The organism is Mycoplasma zalophidermidis (assembly GCF_024742155.1).
Lineage (GTDB): Bacteria > Bacillota_I > Bacilli_A > Mycoplasmatales > Metamycoplasmataceae > Mycoplasmopsis > Mycoplasmopsis zalophidermidis.
Map to the genome: position 1 here is coordinate 53905 of NZ_JANSFS010000002.1, position 21660 is coordinate 75564.

The following is a 21660-nucleotide window of genomic DNA, read 5'->3' on the forward strand; positions in this document are numbered from 1 at the left end:
ATGCTTTTACCAGTTATGATTTATAATATTCGTATGAAAATCGAAAGAAAAAATGCAATATACCAATTAATTACCATATTAAATGAAGAGCATATTAAATGATCACTTAGTCCTGCTGCCTATCAAGCATCTAAACAAGGCACTAATCCCGAAAATTTCTTTTCGATATGTGTTTATTGAAATGATTTTCTAGAACTTTCCTCAAGAAAACCTGAATTATTTAAATTTGCAAACTATAAAAGTAAAAATAAATCTTTACTACCTTATTTTGAATTTGAAAATATTAAAATTTCTATTCACATAATTATTGGCACCTCTAGTGAGAAAATCATAAAAAAAATAGACAAAAGAACATATCAAAGATTATTGTATTGAGGCGATAATACCAAATCGCTGTTGTTACGGTTAAAAGCGAGAAAATCACTATGAATAAGCCAACTCGACTTGGTAAATATTTTTTACCATGATCGTCCAACCGAATGATTAATAACAAGTTCAAACATTTATAAATTTTGTTTATTTAAAGACCTTAATTGAAACGAAATGAGTTATATTTCAGTGTTTGATGAAAAAATACCATATTTTACATCATTCAACGAAAAACAAATTATGAGCATTTGATAGTTTATTTAAAAATGAATAATTATTTCTAAATTTAAGGTTTATTTATATAATGCAATTATGAAAAAAAACAATAATAAAACAAACTCACACAATTGCTTATACAAAAATAAATTAAATAAACTGTTTTTAATATTTGGATTAATAGTATTAATTACATCATTAACTTTTGCAATTGCAGATGCGTTCACTTATACAAGCAGTCAAGACAGTTATAATGGAACACCAGTTATTTCAATAGTTTTTAAAAACGTATATGCCTTTTTCTATTTTACTTATCTAACAAATTTCTTTTTAGGAATAACGTTGATAATGTTTCCTCATTTTAAAGGTAGTCAAAAATTCAAAAAAGCCTTTTTTATGTCCGTAGTTTTAATTACAGTAACCTTTATAATTTATTGAGCATTAATATCTTGAAACCCTAAAACTTGATCTGAGCCTTATGGTGCAATTCGCTCATTAATCACACATGCTATTAATCCAATATTAGGATTTATTACCTTGTATTTAGTCAGAAAGGAAATTGCAGTAAATAACAAAACCATTGGTATATTGATAGGTATAGTTCTTGCATATTTCCTATTCGCCTTCATAGTTTATTTCGCAAATTTCAATGTTTATCAAAATAATAAAGGTGTGGTTATTTATAGTTTTCTTGATTTTGTGAACCCTCTATTCTACAAAGGCGGAAATGTTCTATTAATCATAATATTAGACATTTTAATGTTTGTGCTAGGCGCAATTATACCAGTCCTATTTAGTTTATTTTGGATAGCAGTATACCGAATCAAATATACTAATAATATTTGTTTTAAAATACAGAAAAAAAGACACATTAGTAAAAAATAGCCATTCGAAAATGGTTATTTTTTATATAAAAAAACAACCAAATGGTTGTAATTATTGTTATTATTTGTTACGTTTAATTTCTTTAAGTCTTGCTGATTTACCGCTTCTTTGACGAATGTAGTTTAATTTAGCACGACGAACTTTGTTTGAACGTACAACTTCGATTTGTGCAACAAATGGTGAGTGCAATGGGAATGTTCTGTCAACCCCAATACCAAATGATATTTTTCTAACAGTAAAGTTTTCACGAGTTCCTGATTCAGTTTTACTAATTACTAAACCTTCAAAAATTTGAATACGTTCTTTTTCTCCTTCACGGATACGAACATATACTTTAACATTATCGCCAACACGAAAATCTGGGTGATCTTTACGTAATTGACTTTGTTCTACTAATTCAATTAATTTACTTCTCATTATTAATCCTTTCGATAATATCGGGTCTATTTTTTAATGTTTTGTTGTATTGAGCTTCTTTTTTTCACTTTTGAATTTCAGCATGGTTGCCATTGAATAATACTTCAGGTACTTTCATTCCCTTATATTCTCGTGGACGTGTATATTGAGGATAATCTAACAACCCATCATTTTGAAATGAATCAAATTGATGGGATTCATCTTTGATTACCCCAGGTACAAGTCTAATTATTGAATCTGCCATAACCATCGAAGGTAATTCTCCTCCAGTTAAAACATAATCCCCAATTGAAATTTCTTCATCTACCAATTCAACAATTCTTTCGTCAAATCCTTCATAACGTCCGGAAATAAAGGTAATTTCTTTCTCGTTTGCGAGTCTATTAGCAATAGATTGGTCAAATTTTTTTCCTTGAGGGGTAACCAAAATTTTATAACCACCTCTTTGTTTGAGTGAATCTAGAGCTAAATCAATTGGCTCAACTTGTAATAATAAGCCATGGCCTCCACCATAAATTTCATCATCAACCTTATGATGTTTATCCTTGCTGAATAATCTAAAGTCAATTACTTCAATATCAATTAATCCTCTAGCTATTGCTTTGGAGATTATTGATTCCCCTACAAAGGGTTTGAAATAATTTGGGAAAAGAGTCAAAAAATTAATTTTCATTATTTAGATTGGTGTTTTGAATTTTTAGCAAGTTTTTCATTTAAGCCGTGTTTTCTGAATAAGTCGTGAACAACTTGTGTTAATTGAGCACCATTATCTACTCATTTTTGCACTAATTCTTCTTTAATAAAGAATTCTTTTGTGTGAGGGTTGTATTGACCTAATGCTTCAATAAATCTACCGTCACGTGGTGAACGCGCATCTGCGGCAACAATTTTGTATTGTGCGTTAAATTTAGATCCGGTTCTTTTTAATCTAATTTTTACCATAAGATTTCTCCTTATTTTTATACAAATCTATTTATTTGTTGGACAATTACTGTCAAGCGCAAGTGCTTGACATCAAGCAAATTGCATTTATATTTTAATATAATATTTATAAATAAAAAGAAAAAATGTAAAGTATTTTTGCTTTACATTATAAAATATAATATCAATAAGTTGTTGGTAATTAATTTCACTAATATTCGGTAAATTAATTACCATTTTATATTATTTCTTATATGTTCATTTATGAATTATTTGACCATTTCCGTCTCTCATTCACCCAAATAGAGCCATGAAAATATCAATAATTCATCAAATTCCAAATAATCCGAATGTGAATAATTTTATAAAGGCATATTTTGGCCGCACTGCGTAAAATCTATCGATTCCTAATCAGCCCAAGAATAGAGCTAAAAAAATAATACCAATCTACTTTTTTGCATTTTTTTTCTCCTTTTTTATTTTTTTACACCTACATGATACATTTTTTTTTTTTTTTTTTAGGAAGCAAAAAACTATAAAAAAATCATTTTTTATATAAAATGATTTAAATCTGGGAAATTTTCATAAAAATATAAAACATTCAAGATTATGCAACGCATAACGAACAAAAAAACAAGACTTAATTAAGTCTTGTTTTTAATTATCTAGATCCTCTAGTTCAATTAAAACTTTGGATAATCCCGCATCTATATAATCACAAGCAACATAATCAGCTTGCTTCTTAACAAAATCAAGAGAACCATTCATTGCTATAAATTTACCTAAATATTTTTTTGCAGGTACATCGTTAGCGGAATCGCCGATATGATAGGCTTCTTGCGGATTGATGTTTAAATAATTGCAAACTTCTCTATTAGCAATTCCTTTATTTGCATCTAGAGGACCAACTTCAATAGTTCAACCATTAGAAACCAAATAAAATGCTAATTGTGGAAATTTATTTGATAACTGTTCTCACAAAATTTTTGTATTTTCACGATTTAAACCAAAAACTAATAATTTTGAAAATTCAATATCATTTGGAATCATTGAATAGTCTTTTTTTTCACATTTCATAGCTCATTCTTTCATAAATTCGCTGTCTAAATTGCCAGAATGATACATAGTCATAATGCCATTAACAAAAATAAACATATTGTTTTTCTTAAAAATATCTAAAACTTCTAACGTAATATTTTTATCCATAGTTTTTCGATATAAAACATTGTTGTCTTTGTCTACTATTAACGCCCCATTTAAACAAACGGCATAGGGAGAACCAACTTTATGAACAATATCCATTGTCAATTTAGTATTTCCACGCCCAGTTGAAAAAATTACTGGTTTAGTTTTGTTAACTTTATGGGCAACTTGTATATTAATATCACTTACCGTACCATGCCCAAAAGGTTTATCTAAAAAGGTTCCATCTAAATCAATGAAGTAAGCTTTCGCTTTGTTTTTTATTTTTTCCATAGTGCCGAAATTATACCTATAAACAAAAAGATAATAATAATATTTTTTTACACATGAATACAAAAAAAGATAGTATTAGGCTACCTTTTTTGTAACAAATTACATTGAAAGAGGGTCTCAAGGTTCAATTTCAATTGGTTCTTTTAATTGAGCATTTAACGTGTCTTGTGAAACATATTTTGGATTAACTATGATACTGTAAACATATTCGTTAAATCATGAATCAGACATTGAAAAGTATCCTTTAGCTCCCTTGTCATCTCCTCATGAGTTTTCTACTTCTCATTTAATTGGGTTATTATTTTCGTCTAAGTCAACTCCAACAAAAGTCATTGCGTGATTTGGGACAGATAATTTCATGTTTAATTTATCAGCTTTGGTTAATTTATTATTCAAACCGAACGCTTCATCAATTTGATAAAGTTTTGTATCCATAATGCCAACTTTAGAATCGATTTGTGGCCCCATATCGCATGCAAATCAAACTGGTTCGCCAGCTTTAATACTTTTTATTAGAGCAGATTTGATTTCGCTCATATCTACATTAATAAATGACAAAGTTTTTGATTCAATCGGACCCCTAAAGTATTTAGCGGCTAACATTGTATTTTTAGGGTAAATATCACGCGGGTCGGCATATAAATTTACCAATTTTCTGTAATCTTCCGAAGTATATTTTTTTAGTCATTTTAATGGTGTAATTTTTGATATTTTTTTGAATTTTTTATCTTTATCACGGTACTCAAAGTCAAATTCAACCGGAGGTAAACCAAGTGCTTTAGCACATATTTCAAAAACTTTGTTTAGTGCTTGTTCTTTGACTGAGTTTGCTTCGTTTTCGGTAGCTCCGTTTTTCACTAAAGATCTCAATTCAAGTGTGGCGTTATATAAACAAATTTGTAAAACGTCGTTTAATTGTGAAGTGTTAGACGAGCTGAATGTTTCGGGCATTACACTTTTTGGCACAACGCCATATTTAGTAATTAGCGCTTCTGCTCATTCTCAATATCCCCCATCTTGATGTCCAAATCCTAAAAACAATTCAAACAATCTATCTTGAAAATCTAATTCAGGGTGTTGAATTATTAATGAAAGATAAGTATTGGCTTTTTCCATTTTTTCTCAGAACATTGTGTAAGCTTGAGAATATTCAAAACTTTCTACATTTAATTTTTTCATTGTTATTGGTTTTAAAACATTTAAGGCAGCAAAAATTCAACATCTACCCGAAGATTTTTGGTTAGTAATGCCACCTTTTTTAGTTTGATCACTAAATTCATTGTTGTGGAAAGCTCTCACTTCATTATTGTATGTAGCGTTTAAGACACCGTTTTTGGTTACGGCATTTTCAATTAATTTATTAGTATTATTTTTTTTATAGTTTTTGTAAAATTTCTTTACATTTTTCATTTCTAATTCCATATTTTCTCCTATTTATATTCTTTTTCAAATTTTTTTATAGTTTTAGCAAGACCACCATTTTTAAAGTCAAAACCAATAAAGTTGGCAACATTTTTTAGTTCTCCTTCAGCATTATCCATTGCGACTAAAATTCCTGTCTGTGGTAAGGCCAATAAATCGTTTCTTGAATCACCTATGTGGACACATTTTTTGATATTTAAGCCGAGTAGGTTAGCGACATACTCATTTCCCGTTCCTTTTGTGGCAGTATTATGAGTTATCTCAAGTGAATAACCGCCAGAAACTGTATGAGTGCTTAATTGTGGTCAATTACCTTCGATAAAGTCAGCTAGTTTTGTAATTTCTTCAATTTCTGGTCCAAACACTAGTATTTGACGAACTTGTTGATTAATATCTAGTAAATTATATTTCACTTTATTAAATCGGACTACTCAATTCCTTTTATCTCAATTAAAGTTTTCTTTGTAATATATATTATCAACTCCGTTTAAAATGAAATTGAATCCTCTATACATAAAGTATTGAAGTAATGACGTTTTGGTCGAATTATCAAAAAAAACACTGTGAATTTCTCTGCCTTTTTTATCGACAATAACAGATCCTGTGGAACAAACAGCATATGAAGCACCAAGCAATTTCATTATATCTTCAACTGCACCTTTAGGAGATCTTCCAGTCGAAATTACAACCGGTTTAGTCTTTTGTAATTCTTTTAGGAATTGCAAATTTTCAGCAGAAATGTAACCTTGCTCAGGTGTTGAGTCTAGCATAGTTCCGTCTAAATCGATAAAATATCCTTCAATTGCATTTATATTCATATTAAAAATATAGCTTATTTATATATCAATAGAAATAAATTTAACAAAAAGCACACCTTTTGGTGTGCTAGGCGTTATTTTGCTATAGATGTTTTAAACGCTTCTATCATTTCTTCAGCTGATTTACTGTCTTCTTTATCCTTATTTGTTTGTTTCAATAATTCTTTGTCGATAATACTCATAATACTGCTTGTTTTATCGTTTAAGGCATTATCCACAGCGACAATATCGTTTTCTTTTTCAAATAGTAACATTGATTCTAGAGAAACTTTTGCTGATTTTAAGTAGTTAATAGCTAATGAATCAGATACTCATTTAGCTTTTTGCTTTTCATCGAGAGTACTCAATTTAGTTTCATTTTCTTTAACACTTTTTGTCAAGTTAGTAATTTCTTGGTTGATTCAATCAAAACCATCTTCATTAATTACCGATTTTAAAGGAATTATATAGCCTGAAGTTTTAGCGAATGTTTTTCAGTTATCTTCCATTTTCCCTTTTTGTAATAAGTCATTTTTACCATTATATAATCATTTCACAAATTTTGCGGTTGCATCATTTAATTCGTTATCGCTTGACTTAATTGGAATTAAGCTTGAACCGCCTTCACTAAATACTTTTTTACCTGTAGACAATACTTGTCCTTTTAGAAGAACATCATCATCAGTCGAAAATGTTTTGTATTGTTCTTCTGTAGCTGCTTTAGCCAATTCAACAAAGTATTTGTGAGCTCAGACAGTTTGTTTTGACATATTAGCGCCAACGCTTGCAGCAAAACTAATTGCTGTTTTATATTGTAAAATGTCTCAGTTTCCTCATTCTGCTAGTTGATTTTTCATATATTTTATACTGTAAAATGAATGTTTTGATTCACCTTCGGTAAATTCTTGTCTTGCAACAGTGTCTTTATAAGAGTTTCATAAATTGGTAAAGTTAGATTTAATTCCTTCATCAGTAACAATATTGTATTTGACCTTAGTAGGTTCATTTTTATCGTTTGTTTTTTCTAATGAAAAAATACTTTTATTTTTGTTGTTTTCGGTCAATTCTTTAATAAATACCTGATCTTGATAATCAATTGATAAAACTTCACCATCGATTGTTTTTTTATTAATTTTTGATGAATCTAATTCAACGCCATCATGAAATTTTTTACTAAATTTTCTGATTGATTCAATTGATTTAAATGTCTCATCATTAACTTTTCAATCTTTAAATGCATTTTCTTTAACCTTCAATGCTTTAAAGATACTGTTTGTGGGAACATCATTTCCTTTTTTGGAAGCTTCTAATGCTTTTAAATAAATATCCGAAGCTTCATCTACTTGGCCTCCGCCTTGTTTAATTAACTCAAAGATTAAATTCATTAAGTCTAAATTAAATAGCAATGCATCAGTGTCAGCATTGTCAAAAGGTATGTTATAAATCTTGTCCGTATTATCTTGACCTGCTAGTTTTGCATGTAGGTTTGCAATTTTTGTCGAGAATAATGCTTTATTAACACCGTATGAATTTAAGTCAAGTAAATCTTTACCTTGGTTAAGAATGTATGCACTTGCTTGAGCTCCTAAAATAAGGTTTGGTAATTTACTGATTTCACCAGTTTCAATATTTTGTTTAACATCTTTTATCAAATCAAATTCTTTATATATTTTGGTTGTTTCAGCGTATAGTGGTTCAACTTTTATGAATCCTTTTTCGTTTTTATGAAAGTCATTGTAATAATCAATCAATGGATTTAAAGCCAATGGAAGTGGCCATGTTTTTGAATGTGCCATTGAAAAAATTACTTTTTTGTCGGTTTTTTGTTCATTACCAGAACAAGATGCCGCTAATACCGGCACACTTGAAATCACTGGTAATACAGAAAATAAAATCTTATTTCTTGTTTTCATTTTTTTCTCCTAAACGTAATAATTACTTTTTTATTATAACCCCATTAATTAAATTAAAACACACGTTTTATACGTTGATTAGTAAAAACTGGAATTAGTTCCCTAAAAAAGGTACATTAATTAATATTAATATATATAATATGAAACTAAAGTTATGGAAAAATTCCAGTTAAAACACGACTTATAGCCGTGTTTAGTTAAGTGAATTAATTTTTTTTGCAAAAATACCGTAAATTGCAATGGGAATTATAATTGACAGGAACGCTCCAGCTGCTTGCAGATTTGGAAAATTAAATGTTCCTTGGTGTCCTACATTCAAATATCATATGGTTATATTTGTTACACTTGTTCCCCTTAAGAGAAACAACGGTCATAAATAATCATTTCAAACACTAATAAAAGTAAACACAATTAATAATACATATGCAAGTCTAAGTTTAGGAAAATATACATACCAGATTTTTTGATGTCATTTTAAATTATCGTTAACCATCAGCTTATGTTTATTATTTTTAACATCTTTTGCAATATTAAATATATATGTAAAGACAAAGAATGAAAATATTGCATTTGTTATTGCCGCAAAGAATGTATGTTTTAAATCTCACTTAATTAATAACTTAGTCAAACTTAAATAGATTGTAAACTCGGGAATTAAACTTATCATTATAAAAAAGTATAAAAAAGTTTTTTGAAATACTTTATTCATTTTTAACAAACCCGCAATTGCTAATGAATAAATAGTTATTCTTACTATTATTAATATAAAACTAAACAATAAAGTGTATAAAAATGCTCAAAGAAAATTGTTTTTTAAAACCAAACCAAAATTTGATCAAGTAAATTCAGAAATCAACAAACTATTATTGTTAGCTATAACTCCTGAATTAGATTTTAATGATAACAATAGTAAATAGTAAAGAGGAAATAAAATCAAAACACATAAAAAACCTATAACAATGTATTTAATTATCTCTTTTGTTATTTTTTTAAACATGACTACCTCTTTTTGAGCGAATTGTTTTCAATTTAAAGATAATTCTTTTTATGTTTGCTGGGCGAAAAACCAACATTAATAATAGTAAAAATAGTAAATATATAAACCCAAAGAAAGCGGCAGCATAAGCTTTTTGCGGATTATAAATTTTCCTGTCAGCTCCCATAAAATCTAAAACAAAGGAAGTGATTGTGTGGGCTTTATTTGTTGAAAAATCAAACGTTGTTTGGTCTAAAATTGCTTGTGGATATAACAAACTGGCAAAAATAAAATTAGTAAAAATAATAGTGAAAAATATTTTTGAAACTTCTTTGATGTAGATGTGTCTAATTATTTCAAATAAGCGGATATTATCGTTTTTCATTAATTTAAAATATTTGGCGTTTGCCTTGTTTATTGCAGAAGCAAACAAAATTAAATTGAATGGTAATGACCTTCAGATCTGAAACAATGAATAATAAACTCAAATTGGAAATTTATAGGAACCAGTAGTAAAACTAACACCATCAAATCCAAATAAACGAAAGAACACGTTTTTGGGTCCAAAAAGGAAAATAAATGATACGCCCACAGCGAAACTTGAAATAAAAAATTGTGAATATATTAAAGACAAAAAAACATTTCGTGCTGTTTTAAGAATCAATGTTTCAATAATGATTGCAAAACCAAACGCCAATAAAATTGAAATACTCGTTCCTAAAATCAGGACCATTGTTGAGTTTAATATTGCAGAAGGAAAATCAGGATCAATAAACACTTTTTCATAATTTTTAAAATTAATAGTAGTAATTGTCTGATTTGATTCATATGGATGATATTGCAACGATTTGCTAAATGTATCAGCGATAGGCAAAATAGTAAACATCAAGATACAAATTAGTAAAGGAAGCATAAAAAGAATAATTTGAATAACTTTGAAAATAGTTTCTTTCTTAAATTTAGTTTTTGCCATAGATTCTATCTCCGTTTTTGTTGAAAACTAACACATCAGAATTCATATATTTGATATTTACCCTTTGATTGATTCTAATATCTTCATTTTTCAAAACAATTTGTCATACCAAATTTGGGTCGATTTCGACATAATAAAGAACAGAATCTCCGAAATGTTTTTTGCCTGTTATTTTATATTTACCATTTCTAACAGCGTTTAATTCGATTTTGTTTTGTCTAATATAGTATGAGTAATCACCTTTAGTTTCAATAAAATTAATTTCTGGAGAACCGATAAATTTCGCAACAAAAAGATTTTGCGGGTTTTCGTACATTTTATCTCCGGTGCTATATTGTTGAACAACTCCTTTATCAAGTAGAATAATCTTATCGCTTATTTTTAAAGCATCGTGTTGATCATGAGTGACAATAACAATACTTAAATTGAACTCTTTCTTTATTTTCAATAATCAATCAATGGTTGATTCTTTTATTTTGGCATCTAAGGCGCTAAATGGCTCATCCATTAGTACCAATTTTGTTTTTTTAATTATTCCTTTTGCAAAAGCAACCCGTTGCTTTTGACCACCCGAAAGCTCATTAACATTTTTATTAAGTAGTTCATCAATTCCTAACTTTTTAGCAACAATATTCAATTCTTTTTTGAAAAGATTTTTTATTTTTATATCATGCAAAATTTTAAATTTATTTTTAACTTTTTTATCTCAAAATAGTTTTCAAACAAATTTGAATCATCTTCATTTTTTTACATATTCTCTTTGTATTGGGGCAACTGTTGAATTAACATAGTTCAAATAGAAGGCAAATAACTTGTCATTTTGATTCTCACTAAAGTATTCATCAAAATACTCAATACGAACACTATCAACTCATTTTTGATAGTTTTTTGCGCTTAAAAATATGTTGTCAAAAACAGATACGTTTTCATAAATAGAATTTTCTTGCATGATATATGCTATTTCGTGTGTTTTAGGATTATCTTTAATTATTATTTCACCTTCTGTTGGTTTTAAATAACCTAACAACAAATTTAAAAGAGTCGTTTTCCCTGAACCGGACGGACCTAACAATGAAACAATTTGGTTTCCTTTAATTCGTAATTCATTAATATCCAAATCATAAAAATCTTGATTTTTTTTGTACTTAAATTTAAGATTTTTTATATTAATTAAATGATATTTATCGCTTATAGATTTATTCATAATACATGAATTATAATTGTTATATTAATAGATTATTATTTTTTATAAATTTTTTATATTAAAAAATAATAAAAATTTTTAAATATTTCACACGTTTTTCAATAATATTAGCAAAAAAATGTAATTAAAACTAATTCGTTTAAGAAAAATTTCGATTATTTTGTTTTGCAATAAAATTAAAACTATGAATAATAAGATTAATAAATATGAAGCAATTGTTGTTGGTGGCGGGCACGCAGGACTTGAGGCTGCGTTTGCTTTAGCGCACAAAAAACATAAAACCCTTTTAATTTCATTCAACAAAAATAGACTTGGCATGATGCCTTGTAACCCTTCAATCGGTGGCCCAGCAAAAGGAATAATTACTCGCGAAATTGATGCCTTGGGAGGTATGCAAGGATTTTGAGCCGACCAAGCCACAATTCAGTTAAAAATGCTTAATCAGTCAAAAGGACCAGCTGTTTGAGCACTTAGGGCTCAAATTGACAAAGAAAAATATTCTCAAATCATTGAAAAAGAAGTTGAAAAAGAACCATACCTAGATTTGTTGGAATCTGGTGTTGAAGAAATATTGACAGATAAAAACCGTTTTGTAGGTGTTAAATTAGATAATGGACAAAGCATATATTCTGATGTTTGTGTTATAACAACCGGTACTTATATGGATTCTAGAATTTTGCGCGGTGACGAAACAACACAAAGCGGACCCGATAACGAAAGAACAACTAAAACATTATCAAAATCTTTAAAAGACCATGGCTTTACTATTCAAAGATTAAAGACTGGAACACCACCTAGAATTTGATCGGACTCAATAGATTACAGTGAAGTCGAGCAAGAAATATTAGATGACATAAATCTTAGTTTCTCTTCTCGTTCACATGTCAATGTGCCTACACAAATTGCTTGCCATTTAACATATACTAACGCAGAAACACACAGAATTATCAATGAAAATCTACACAGAAGTGCAATGTATTCAGGATTAATTGAAGGAATAGGACCTAGATATTGTCCTTCAATTGAAGATAAAATTGTTAAGTTCGCATCGAAAGAAAGACACCAAATATTTTTTGAACCAGAAACAGCAGATGGAACTATAACATATGTTAATGGACTTTCAACATCGTTGCCAATTGATGTGCAGGATAAAATTATTCGGACAATTCCAGGTTTAAAAAATGCAAGAGTACAAAAATGAGCATATGCTATTGAATATGATGCAATCGACCCATTACAACTTAAACCTTCATTAGAAACAAAGGTTGTTGAAAACTTATTTACTGCTGGTCAAATTAACGGTACTAGCGGATATGAAGAAGCAGCTGGTCAAGGGTTAGTAGCAGGAATTAACGCCGGTTTAAAACTAGAACATAAAGACCCTATAATTATTTTAAGAAATCACGCTTATTTAGGTGTATTAATTGATGACTTAGTAACCAAAGGTACAAAAGAACCATATAGAATGTTGACATCTCGTGCAGAATATAGACTTTTATTAAGAAATGATAACGCCGACATTCGTTTAGTTGAATACGGTTTATATGCTCAGACTATTTCTGAACAACAATACCAAAAAGTTATTAACAAATACAAAATGATTGACGATGAAATACAAAGACTTCATACAACTTATTTATCAGGAAAATCAGAAGTTGCTCAAAAATACCAAATTTTTGATGGGGTTACATTACTAAAAGTATTGTCTAGACCAGATGTTGACCCAAATGATATAATTCCAGATTTTGAATTTCAAAAAGAATTAACTATTATGGTTAGATTACACGGGTACATAGAAAAACAAAAAACTGATGCTTCAAAAATGGTGCGACTGGAAAACTTAAAAATTCCAGTAGATATCGATTACGAACATGTTAAAAACATCGCAACTGAAGCTAAACAAAAATTTATTAAAATACGCCCTCAAACAATTGGGCAGGCTTCTCGCATTAGTGGAATAAATCCAGCCGATATACAAATGTTGATGTTTCATATTGAAAGTAAAAATAATGAAAAAAATTAAAATCATATCTGTCGGTTCACTGAGTCCCGATTTTAAAAAATTATTTTTACATTACCAAAAACAAATTTCTCACTATTATCAAATAAATACTGTTGAGGTTAAAGAATTTAGCGAAGAAAAAAATATTGAGGTTAAAAAAACAAAAGAAACTAAATTAATTTTAGATTTAATCCCAAAAGATTCGTTTGTTATGATGTGTTCATTACAAGGTAAACAGTTTGATTCAGTTGATTTTAGCGACATTATCAACTCTCACGATGACATAACATTCATAATCGGTGGATCAGATGGAATGGATGAAACTTTAATTAATTCAAACATAAAATTTTCATTTTCTAAGCTAACTTTTCCACACCAATTGTTCAGAATTATGTTAGGTGAACAAATTTATAGAGCAGCATCAATTTTAAATAACAAAAAATATCATAAATAACGCAACATTTTGCGTTTTTATTTTTAGTCTTTTTATAGAATTTTCAGAAAAAATCAATAAATTGTGAGAAAAATATGAAATAGAGTTAATGAACTCTAGTATTATTTCGGGTTTTTTAGCAGTTTTTCTATGTGAAATTGATTCCAAGTGAATTGTAATAAAGTATAATTTCTATGTGAAATTAATCATAGGAGATATAACAAAATGAATAAAAAAATGAAATTTTTACTTGTTGGAGCTACAACACTAACAACAGTACCAACATTGGCTGCTGCCTGCAACAATAAAGACAATAAAGAAGTTGAAAAATTAAACAATCAAATTAAAGATTTACAAAAACAACTTAATGAATCAAAACAAAAAGATATTAGTTTAAAACAAGAAATTGAAAAATTAAACAAGGAAGAACAATTAGAACTAATCTCTAAGTTAGATTTAACTAAAGACGAAAAAGCTACTCTAATTAACAAATTGAATAGTGGAGCTGGAATTGCAGGAGCAATTGTCTGATACATGAGATCCGCAGAAGCGAGAGTACAAGCAGTTCAAGCATACAAATTAGCAACTATTGCTTTTGATAATCTTAAAAAATATGCTGATACAGATAAAATGGACTACAAAGCGGTTGATAAAAAAACTGGATTAGTAAAAAATCCTGAAACTGGAAAATCAGTACCAGTAGTATTTATGGATGTTGATGAAACTGTATTTGTTAATGAATATGTTGAATCATGAATGGTTGTAGACGAACACATGGATTGAGGCGTTGTTGATAAAGAAAAAAATATTACTGCCGAAGATTTTAAAGACTCTGTTGACGCCAAAGGCAAAAGACGTGCCGTTCCTGGTGCAATCGAATTTATTAACCATGTATTTGAAAATGGTGGAATCGTTATGTTTAACTCAGGAATTAGACAATTACAACCCGCCATTGACGGAATCAGCAAAAACTTAATTGATGCCGGAGTTAAAAAAGAATACGTGCATGACTGAATGTTCTGATGCTCAGGGGTTAAGCCATTTTTAGATGATAAAAAAACCAAATATGACCCAACTCCGTGAAAGACCGCCGTTGAATTATTTAAGAATGAAAAAACAACTCAATGAGCAACAAGCAAAAACGAAAGAATGAATGCTGTTAATGACAATACAGCTGGTTGAGATTTCTCAAAATCACAAAATGAGGCCGGCGATAAAGTTGTAACAAAAGTAATTATGAGAATTGGTGATGACTTTAATGACTTCTATGACGATGCTTATAAACACCTTAAAAACATGGATAAAACCAGAGAATATTACGAAGCAAATCTAAAAGAATTATTCGAAAACATTAATGGGGCTCTAGGGGTTAAAGTAACTAAAACAAAGACCGGTGAAGGTAAGACCGCAAAAGTGGATGTTAAAACAGATAAAGTTGACTGACACCAATTTAACGTTCAAGTTCCTGGAAACGCAATGTATGGTGGCTGAACCAGGGGACTTAACTATGGTACTTATGACAAGATTTGAAAACTACTTAATGAAATTAAAAACAACTCAAAAGATAATGTTTCAGAAACAAAATAAATTAAATGGGGAAACCCATTTTTTGTATAAAAACATTTTTCAATTGAATTCGTAATTTTTCTAAGAACAATACTCATTATTTTATTTTTCATGAGATTACTATATCTAATTATTCATCAATAATAAAGGTATAATTTAACCATCCATAATTTGGATATGTTAAGGACACTTAAGGAGATAAAATGAATAAAAAATTAAAATTGTTACTTGTGGGTACTTCGGCTGTATCTGCTTTCCCAATTGTTGCTGCCGCATGCAATAATAATGACAATAAGGATGACAGTAAAACAACTAAAAAAATAAATTTAAGTGAAGAAATAAATAAATTACCTGTTGAAAAACAAATCGAATTGGTTTCGCAACTTAAATTGGATAAAAATGCTAAAGCGCAAATCATTGGTAAATTAAATTCAGGTGTTGGCATTACCGGCGCTATTGTTTGATATATGAGATCTGCTGAGGCAAAATTACAATCATTACAAGCCTACACTCTTGCTACTCTAGCATTTGACAATCTAAAGAAACGTGCAGAAGAAGATAAAATGGACTATTCAGCGCTAAATGTTGAAACAGGTGTAGTTTCTAACCCTAAAAGCGGATATGGTGTACCAGTAGTATTTATGGATGTTGATGAAACTGTATTTATAAATGAAAAAACTGAGTCTTGAATGGTTGCTGAAAATAATGGTAGATTTAGCGAAGATAAAAAAGACTCAGTTGATGCTAAAGGTAACAGAAGAGCAGTTGCTGGTGCAATCAACTTTATTAAACACGTATATGCTAATGGCGGTATCGTTATGTTTAACTCGGGAATTAGACAGTTAAAAGACTCAGTTGAAGGTATTAAAAAGAATTTAATTAAAGAAGGAGTTGATGCTAAATATCTACACGATTGAATGTTTTGATGTTCGGGAGTAAATCCTTACAATGAAGATGGTACATTCGCAACAGCCCCATGAGCTAAAGCTATCAGTGATTTTGAAAATAAAACAGACAATTCAAAAGTTTCAACAAAAAACCAAAGAATGAATGCTGTTAGCGACAATACAGCTGGTTGAGATTTTTCTAAATCACAAACAGGAGCTGGAGATAAAGTAGTAACAAAAGTTATTATGAAAATTGGTGATGATGCAAGCGATTTCTACGATGATGCATACAAAAAACAAGCTAAATTCGATATAACAAATAAATTCTTCTTTGACGAATCAAACAAAGATATTAAAGCAATTTTTACCGATGTAAATGGAGCTGAAGGTATTAAAATAACTGTTGATAAAAAGACTAAAATGGTTAAAAAAGAAAAACTAGCTTGACACCAATTTAACCTGCAAGTTCCTGGAAATGCTATGTATGGAAGTTGAACAAAAGGTCTTGGATATGGGTCATTCAGTAGTCTTTGAGAAGAATTAAATGACATTTATTCAAAAAGTACAGACGATTCAGCGAAATAATTAATTTATAACGGGTTTATCCCGTTTTTATATTATGAAAACAAAAAATACACCTTATTTAAGAAATTGCGCATAAATTATTATTTTTATATTAAAATTAAGATATTAATTTATAAGTTATATTAAGGAGATTAAATATGGCAAAAAAAGACATCGTTATTGATGAAAACAAAGTTGAAATCAAAAAAACACTCGTTCTTAAAGGTCAAGAATGAACAGATTTACAACAAAAATCAAAAGCTGAATTACTAAAAAACCTAAAAGTTGACGGTTTTAGAAAAGGTAAAGTTCCAGCAAACATTGCAGAAAAATACGTTTCAAAAGCACAAATTTTACAAAATGCTATGAGCACATATTTGTCACAAAAACTAGATTCAATTTTTGAAGAAGTAAAAAAAGAATCAGATAGAGTTATTGCTGTTAGACCTCGTGTAGATCTAGAAAAACTAGATGAAAATGAAGCAGTTATTGAATTAACTTACCCATTAGATACTGATTTAAGTAATTTAAAATTAGACTCAGTTAAAGTTAAATTTGACTTACCTAAAGTTACAGATGCCGACATCAATGAATACATTGAAGCAAAATTAAAAGAAACTGCACTTCAATTGCCACTTACTGAAAAACAAAAAACCGAAAATGGTGACACTGTTACATTGAACTACAAAGGTTTTGTTGATGGTGAAGAATTTGACGGTGGTCAAGCCGAAAACTTTGATTTAAAATTGGGTTCTAAGACATTTATTGATACATTCGAAGAACAATTATTAGACAAGAAAATTGGCTATAAAGGTGATGTTATTGTTACATTCCCTAAAGAATATCCAGTAACTAAGCTAGCTGGAAAAGAAGCAACATTCAAAGTTGAAATTGTGGCAGCTAAAAGACCGGAAGAAACAAAATTAACTGATGAAAATATTTATGTTTTAAGAGCTGGAGCGGCTAAAACTCTTGACGAAGCTAAAAATGTACTTAAATGAGTATTGCTAAACAATAAAATCGAACTTTCTTTGAACACATTTATTGAAAAATATGTTCAAGATGTTGTTGATAAAAACGAAATTAAAATTAACGATATGTTCGTTTGATACCAAGTTGAACAAAAACGTAACCAAATTATTTCTCAATTAAAACAACAAAATATTAAATTTGAAGAATACTTGAAAGTTTTAGACAAAACAGAACAAGAATTTAATGAATTGGTATTTAAAGAAGAAAAAGCAGGAATTGCTTTCTCACTTGTTTCACAAAAATTATTAAAAGAAACAGGTATCAGTAACGAAGTTACGGAAGAAGACTTAACTATCTGAGGAAACAGAACCTCAATGCCTACTGGTTTACCAACAAGCTTTCTAACAGGATTCTTTATGAGCGACAATCAAAATAAAGAACAAATTAACCAACGTATCTTAGAAAGAAAACACGTATCGGCGTTGCTAGCCGCAAAAGATCCAAAAGCCGGTGAAAAATTAGCTAAACTTGAAAAAGAATTAGACGAAAATGCAGCTAAAATTGCTGAAGAATGAAATAAAAGAGCTGAGGAATTAAAAGCAGCTAAAATGAGTGAAACTGTAGCAAATGCAGAACAAAAACAAGAAGACCTTGAAAAAAGAATCAGCAAAAAAACTAAAAAATCTAGTAAATAATAAAACTGCTGCCTAATCAAGGCAGCATTTTTATCGAAAGAAGGAAAGGAATTTATCATGTTAAATATTGTTCTATACCAACCTGAAATTTGTCCTAATACCGGTAACATAATAAGAACTTGTTTTGCTTTAGGCGCAAAACTACACATTATCAAACCATTAGGTTTTGACTTATTACCATCAAAACTTTCCCGCCCTGCAGCAGGAAGACTTTTAAGCGATATTCAACACGAAGTTCATAATTCATACGACGATTTTTTCAAAAAATATGGCAACAAAAAGATTTTTTACATTACTAGATACGGTACTCATTCTTATACTGAACCTGATTACAAAAATGTGGCGAACAATGATGGAGAAATATGAGTAATGTTTGGTAAGGAATCTACAGGAATTGATAAAAAAATTCTTCACGATAATTTAGATAGATGCTTAAGAATTCCAATGGTTACTGCTATGAGAAGTTTAAATTTAGCGAACTGCGTTTGTATAATTGGCTACGAAATTATGAGACATCTGAATTTTAACGGATTGAACTTTTTTGAAACTCAAAAAGGCAAAGATTTTTTGGAGAATATAAATGAAACTAATCAGTAGCGTTGCTAATCAACTAATCAAAGATATTAAAAAAATATTAAAAGGGGACAATAGTTTATTTATCATTGAAGGAAAAAATTTCATTCAAGAAGCCTTAAAAAATGATGAAACCGTTATCCAAGTGTTAGAGTTGGAAAATCAAAACAATTTTGAAAACTCAACAAAAATAACGAAAAACGTTCTTAACTCAATAACACAAACCAAAAATCCCGAAGGGTGCGTAGCTATTTGCAAAAAACCAAATCTTAATAACATTGGAAGTAATATAGTTTTTTGCGATAACGTGCAAGACCCCGGAAATGTTGGAACAATAATCAGAACGGCAATAGCGTTTGGTTATGACACAATTTTTACTAATATCAATCCTTATAATCCTAAGATTTTAAGATCTACTCAAGGTGCTATTTTTAGGATTAATATAGTAAACTACAACGATGCCGAAAACGAATTAAGAAATTTATCTAAAACTCATAAAATCTTTATGTCTTCATTAAACGAGGATTCTGTTGATTTTAATTCAGTTAAATATCCTTCACAGAACAAAGTAATTGTTTTAGGCAATGAAGGACATGGAATATCGAGTAATTTATACAAATACGCAGACAAAAAAATATATATTCCAATTAAATTTGAAAGTTTAAATGTTGCCGTTGCAGCAGGTATAATATTAAATAGGACAAATGGAGGTTTAAATGAATAAAGATAAAATATTAGATAAATTGTCTAAAGCGAAGCGGGAATTAAACGGATATTCTGTTGACCAAATCAATTCAATAATCAGTGATTTTGTTTATTTAATTGAGCAATTAGAAACCGAAATTAAAATTTTAAATGATGCAATATCTAAACAAACTAATAGAATTCAAGAATTGGAAACACAAATAGAAAAAACCGAATTTGAAACAAAATTAATGAAGTTGGAAAAATAATGAGAATTTCAGACGAACACAAAAATTTAATAAATTGATATCCTGGTCACATGGCTAAAGCTATGAAAGAAATAAAAATAAATTCAACTTTAGCAGATGTATTTATCATTGTTTTAGACGCGCGCTGTCCTATCAGTAGCTATAATGAAGATTTTGACAAAATAGCCTCACATAAACCTAGATTGTTTATCATCACCAAAAGCGACTTAATGGATCAAAATAAAAAACAAAAAATAGAAGCTAGATTTAAGGGTTCTCAAATTCTTTGATTAGATTTAAGAAAACAAAAAAGTCGTGGAATAATCCTTAAAAATATTCAAAAAATTATGTCGAAAAAAATTAAAAGAGACAAGGAAAAAGGTTTGCTTGTTTCTAAAATAAAGGCTTTTGTTTTGGGTGTTCCCAATGCCGGCAAAAGTACATTAATAAATCTAATTAGTCAAAAAAAATCTCTTAAAGTTGCTAACTATCCGGGAGTTACAAGGGATAAACAATGGGTGGCAGTTGATAATTTCTATTTTATGGATACGCCTGGTATACTACTGCCAAAGCAAGATAATCAAAAATCAGCTACAAAATTAGCAATGATTGGTTCCATAGAAACAAAAATATTCCCAATTATGTTTTTGGCTTACTCGTTTTTATCAATAATTGCAGAGTATTACCCTGATAAATTTTTGACTGAATTCAATATAAATCTAACTGAATTCGAAAATCTAGGTGAAGTAGAAAAACACAACATATTTTCGCAAATTTCAAATAATCGTGGTTACAAAATTAATGGAAAGATTGACCTTAATAGAGCCTATAAATATTTCATTAATTGAGTTCGCGAATTAAAAAGCGTGACATACGATTAATAAGGAGTACACATGAGTAAATATAAACACAAAGACAAAGTAGAAGCATGAACAAAAGTTCTAATGGCAAATGCCGAACACATGAAATCAAGAGTTAAGCTATCAATACAGTCTGGGGCATTAATGACAATTATTATTGGGTTTGTACTAGGGTTATTTATATACGCATCAGTTGCCAAACCAGCTGCGCCAGCTTCAAATAATAATACGGCACATCAGATTTTTGCTCTTGTTTTATTAGTAATTGCATTTTTAGGTTCAATTTGATGGCTGGTCGCAAATATTATGCAATTGGTGACACTTAATATGATTATTAAGGGCTACAGCGCTGAGGAAGTTAGACCAACCATTTCTAAATGAATAATAGTTGGTCTTGTGAGATATCCTAATCGTTATCTGCTTGAATCAGTTGACACTGAAGAAGAAATGTCAATATTGCGTGACAAAATAGAAAATAATAATACACAAGAAGAAGCTCAAATAACAGAGGTAAATAATGATGTTGCTCAAAGTAATGACAATAATAATGATGATAAAAATTCATTCAAATTTATAAACGAAGAAAACAAAGAATAAATTTAGATTG

At 29.2% G+C, this 21660-nt stretch carries 23 protein-coding genes; 12 read left to right on the forward strand and 11 right to left on the reverse strand.

Going from position 1 to position 21660, the window contains the following annotated elements:
• Nucleotides 1-33 precede the first annotated feature (33 nt).
• On the forward strand, nucleotides 34-624 hold the full coding sequence (locus NW238_RS01455; RefSeq protein WP_258451678.1) for a hypothetical protein: 591 nt from the start codon (nucleotides 34-36) through the stop codon (nucleotides 622-624).
• A 57-nt stretch (nucleotides 625-681) separates the two neighbouring features.
• The gene (locus NW238_RS01460) at nucleotides 682-1470 is read left to right on the forward strand and encodes an MAGa3780 family membrane protein (protein ID WP_216505332.1); all 789 of its coding nucleotides are present in this window, start codon (nucleotides 682-684) and stop codon (nucleotides 1468-1470) included.
• A 60-nt stretch (nucleotides 1471-1530) separates the two neighbouring features.
• On the opposite strand, the gene rplS is transcribed toward NW238_RS01460, so the two are convergent.
• The 11 genes from rplS to NW238_RS01510 all read right to left on the reverse strand — a co-directional run bounded on the left by rplS (nucleotide 1531) and on the right by NW238_RS01510 (nucleotide 11569).
• A complete protein-coding gene (gene rplS / locus NW238_RS01465) occupies nucleotides 1531-1887 on the reverse strand; it encodes a 50S ribosomal protein L19 (protein ID WP_171111485.1) in 357 nt (118 codons plus the stop codon).
• Nucleotides 1877-2560 (reverse strand): tRNA (guanosine(37)-N1)-methyltransferase TrmD, encoded by a 684-nt coding sequence (gene trmD / locus NW238_RS01470; protein ID WP_216505331.1) that lies wholly within the window; start codon nucleotides 2558-2560, stop codon nucleotides 1877-1879. Before trmD ends, rplS begins: the two co-directional genes overlap by 11 nt.
• Nucleotides 2560-2829 carry a 30S ribosomal protein S16 gene (gene rpsP, locus NW238_RS01475; protein WP_216505330.1) on the reverse strand — a complete coding sequence of 90 codons (270 nt, stop codon included), beginning with the start codon at nucleotides 2827-2829 and terminating at the stop codon, nucleotides 2560-2562. The genes trmD and rpsP overlap by 1 nt, the downstream gene beginning before the upstream one ends.
• Before the next feature lie 222 nt (nucleotides 2830-3051).
• The gene (locus NW238_RS03625; protein WP_373422548.1) at nucleotides 3052-3228 is read right to left on the reverse strand and encodes a TM2 domain-containing protein; all 177 of its coding nucleotides are present in this window, start codon (nucleotides 3226-3228) and stop codon (nucleotides 3052-3054) included.
• 237 nt (nucleotides 3229-3465) lie between these two features.
• Nucleotides 3466-4284, reverse strand: coding sequence for an HAD-IIB family hydrolase (locus NW238_RS01480; RefSeq protein WP_216505329.1), 819 nt, complete (start codon nucleotides 4282-4284; stop codon nucleotides 3466-3468).
• Between the two features lie 99 nt (nucleotides 4285-4383).
• On the reverse strand, nucleotides 4384-5706 hold the full coding sequence (locus NW238_RS01485) for a C1 family peptidase (protein ID WP_216567789.1): 1323 nt from the start codon (nucleotides 5704-5706) through the stop codon (nucleotides 4384-4386).
• A gap of 8 nt (nucleotides 5707-5714) precedes the next feature.
• Nucleotides 5715-6524 carry a Cof-type HAD-IIB family hydrolase gene (locus tag NW238_RS01490; RefSeq protein WP_216505327.1) on the reverse strand — a complete coding sequence of 270 codons (810 nt, stop codon included), beginning with the start codon at nucleotides 6522-6524 and terminating at the stop codon, nucleotides 5715-5717.
• Nucleotides 6525-6598: 74 nt separating this feature from the next.
• Entirely contained in the window at nucleotides 6599-8416 is a 1818-nt protein-coding gene (locus tag NW238_RS01495) for a P68 family surface lipoprotein (protein ID WP_216505326.1), read from the reverse strand.
• Nucleotides 8417-8609: 193 nt separating this feature from the next.
• Nucleotides 8610-9413 (reverse strand): ABC transporter permease subunit, encoded by an 804-nt coding sequence (locus tag NW238_RS01500; protein ID WP_216505325.1) that lies wholly within the window; start codon nucleotides 9411-9413, stop codon nucleotides 8610-8612.
• The gene (locus NW238_RS01505) at nucleotides 9406-10365 is read right to left on the reverse strand and encodes a carbohydrate ABC transporter permease (RefSeq protein WP_216505324.1); all 960 of its coding nucleotides are present in this window, start codon (nucleotides 10363-10365) and stop codon (nucleotides 9406-9408) included. The genes NW238_RS01500 and NW238_RS01505 overlap by 8 nt, the downstream gene beginning before the upstream one ends.
• Nucleotides 10352-11569: an ATP-binding cassette domain-containing protein gene (locus tag NW238_RS01510; protein WP_216505323.1), complete on the reverse strand. Its 1218-nt coding sequence runs from the start codon at nucleotides 11567-11569 to the stop codon at nucleotides 10352-10354. The genes NW238_RS01505 and NW238_RS01510 overlap by 14 nt, the downstream gene beginning before the upstream one ends.
• A gap of 184 nt (nucleotides 11570-11753) precedes the next feature.
• On the opposite strand from NW238_RS01510, the gene mnmG reads away from it, so the two are divergent.
• The 10 genes from mnmG to NW238_RS01560 all read left to right on the forward strand — a co-directional run bounded on the left by mnmG (nucleotide 11754) and on the right by NW238_RS01560 (nucleotide 21650).
• A complete protein-coding gene (gene mnmG, locus NW238_RS01515; RefSeq protein WP_216567787.1) occupies nucleotides 11754-13592 on the forward strand; it encodes a tRNA uridine-5-carboxymethylaminomethyl(34) synthesis enzyme MnmG in 1839 nt (612 codons plus the stop codon).
• Entirely contained in the window at nucleotides 13579-14025 is a 447-nt protein-coding gene (locus tag NW238_RS01520; protein ID WP_216505321.1) for a 23S rRNA (pseudouridine(1915)-N(3))-methyltransferase RlmH, read from the forward strand. Before mnmG ends, NW238_RS01520 begins: the two co-directional genes overlap by 14 nt.
• A gap of 204 nt (nucleotides 14026-14229) precedes the next feature.
• Nucleotides 14230-15591, forward strand: coding sequence for an HAD family acid phosphatase (locus tag NW238_RS01525; protein ID WP_216567786.1), 1362 nt, complete (start codon nucleotides 14230-14232; stop codon nucleotides 15589-15591).
• 182 nt (nucleotides 15592-15773) lie between these two features.
• Nucleotides 15774-17042 carry an HAD family acid phosphatase gene (locus tag NW238_RS01530; protein ID WP_216505319.1) on the forward strand — a complete coding sequence of 423 codons (1269 nt, stop codon included), beginning with the start codon at nucleotides 15774-15776 and terminating at the stop codon, nucleotides 17040-17042.
• A gap of 137 nt (nucleotides 17043-17179) precedes the next feature.
• Nucleotides 17180-18688: a trigger factor gene (tig, locus tag NW238_RS01535; RefSeq protein WP_216505318.1), complete on the forward strand. Its 1509-nt coding sequence runs from the start codon at nucleotides 17180-17182 to the stop codon at nucleotides 18686-18688.
• Between the two features lie 57 nt (nucleotides 18689-18745).
• Entirely contained in the window at nucleotides 18746-19285 is a 540-nt protein-coding gene (locus NW238_RS01540) for a tRNA (cytidine(34)-2'-O)-methyltransferase (RefSeq protein ID WP_216505317.1), read from the forward strand.
• Nucleotides 19269-19985 carry a TrmH family RNA methyltransferase gene (locus tag NW238_RS01545; protein ID WP_216567784.1) on the forward strand — a complete coding sequence of 239 codons (717 nt, stop codon included), beginning with the start codon at nucleotides 19269-19271 and terminating at the stop codon, nucleotides 19983-19985. Before NW238_RS01540 ends, NW238_RS01545 begins: the two co-directional genes overlap by 17 nt.
• A complete protein-coding gene (locus NW238_RS01550) occupies nucleotides 19978-20214 on the forward strand; it encodes an MAG0865 family DivIVA-related protein (RefSeq protein WP_216505315.1) in 237 nt (78 codons plus the stop codon). Before NW238_RS01545 ends, NW238_RS01550 begins: the two co-directional genes overlap by 8 nt.
• Entirely contained in the window at nucleotides 20214-21074 is an 861-nt protein-coding gene (gene ylqF, locus NW238_RS01555) for a ribosome biogenesis GTPase YlqF (protein WP_258451679.1), read from the forward strand. The genes NW238_RS01550 and ylqF overlap by 1 nt, the downstream gene beginning before the upstream one ends.
• 12 nt (nucleotides 21075-21086) lie before the next feature.
• A complete protein-coding gene (locus tag NW238_RS01560) occupies nucleotides 21087-21650 on the forward strand; it encodes a cytochrome b family protein (RefSeq protein ID WP_216505313.1) in 564 nt (187 codons plus the stop codon).
• Nucleotides 21651-21660: the final 10 nt, after the last annotated feature.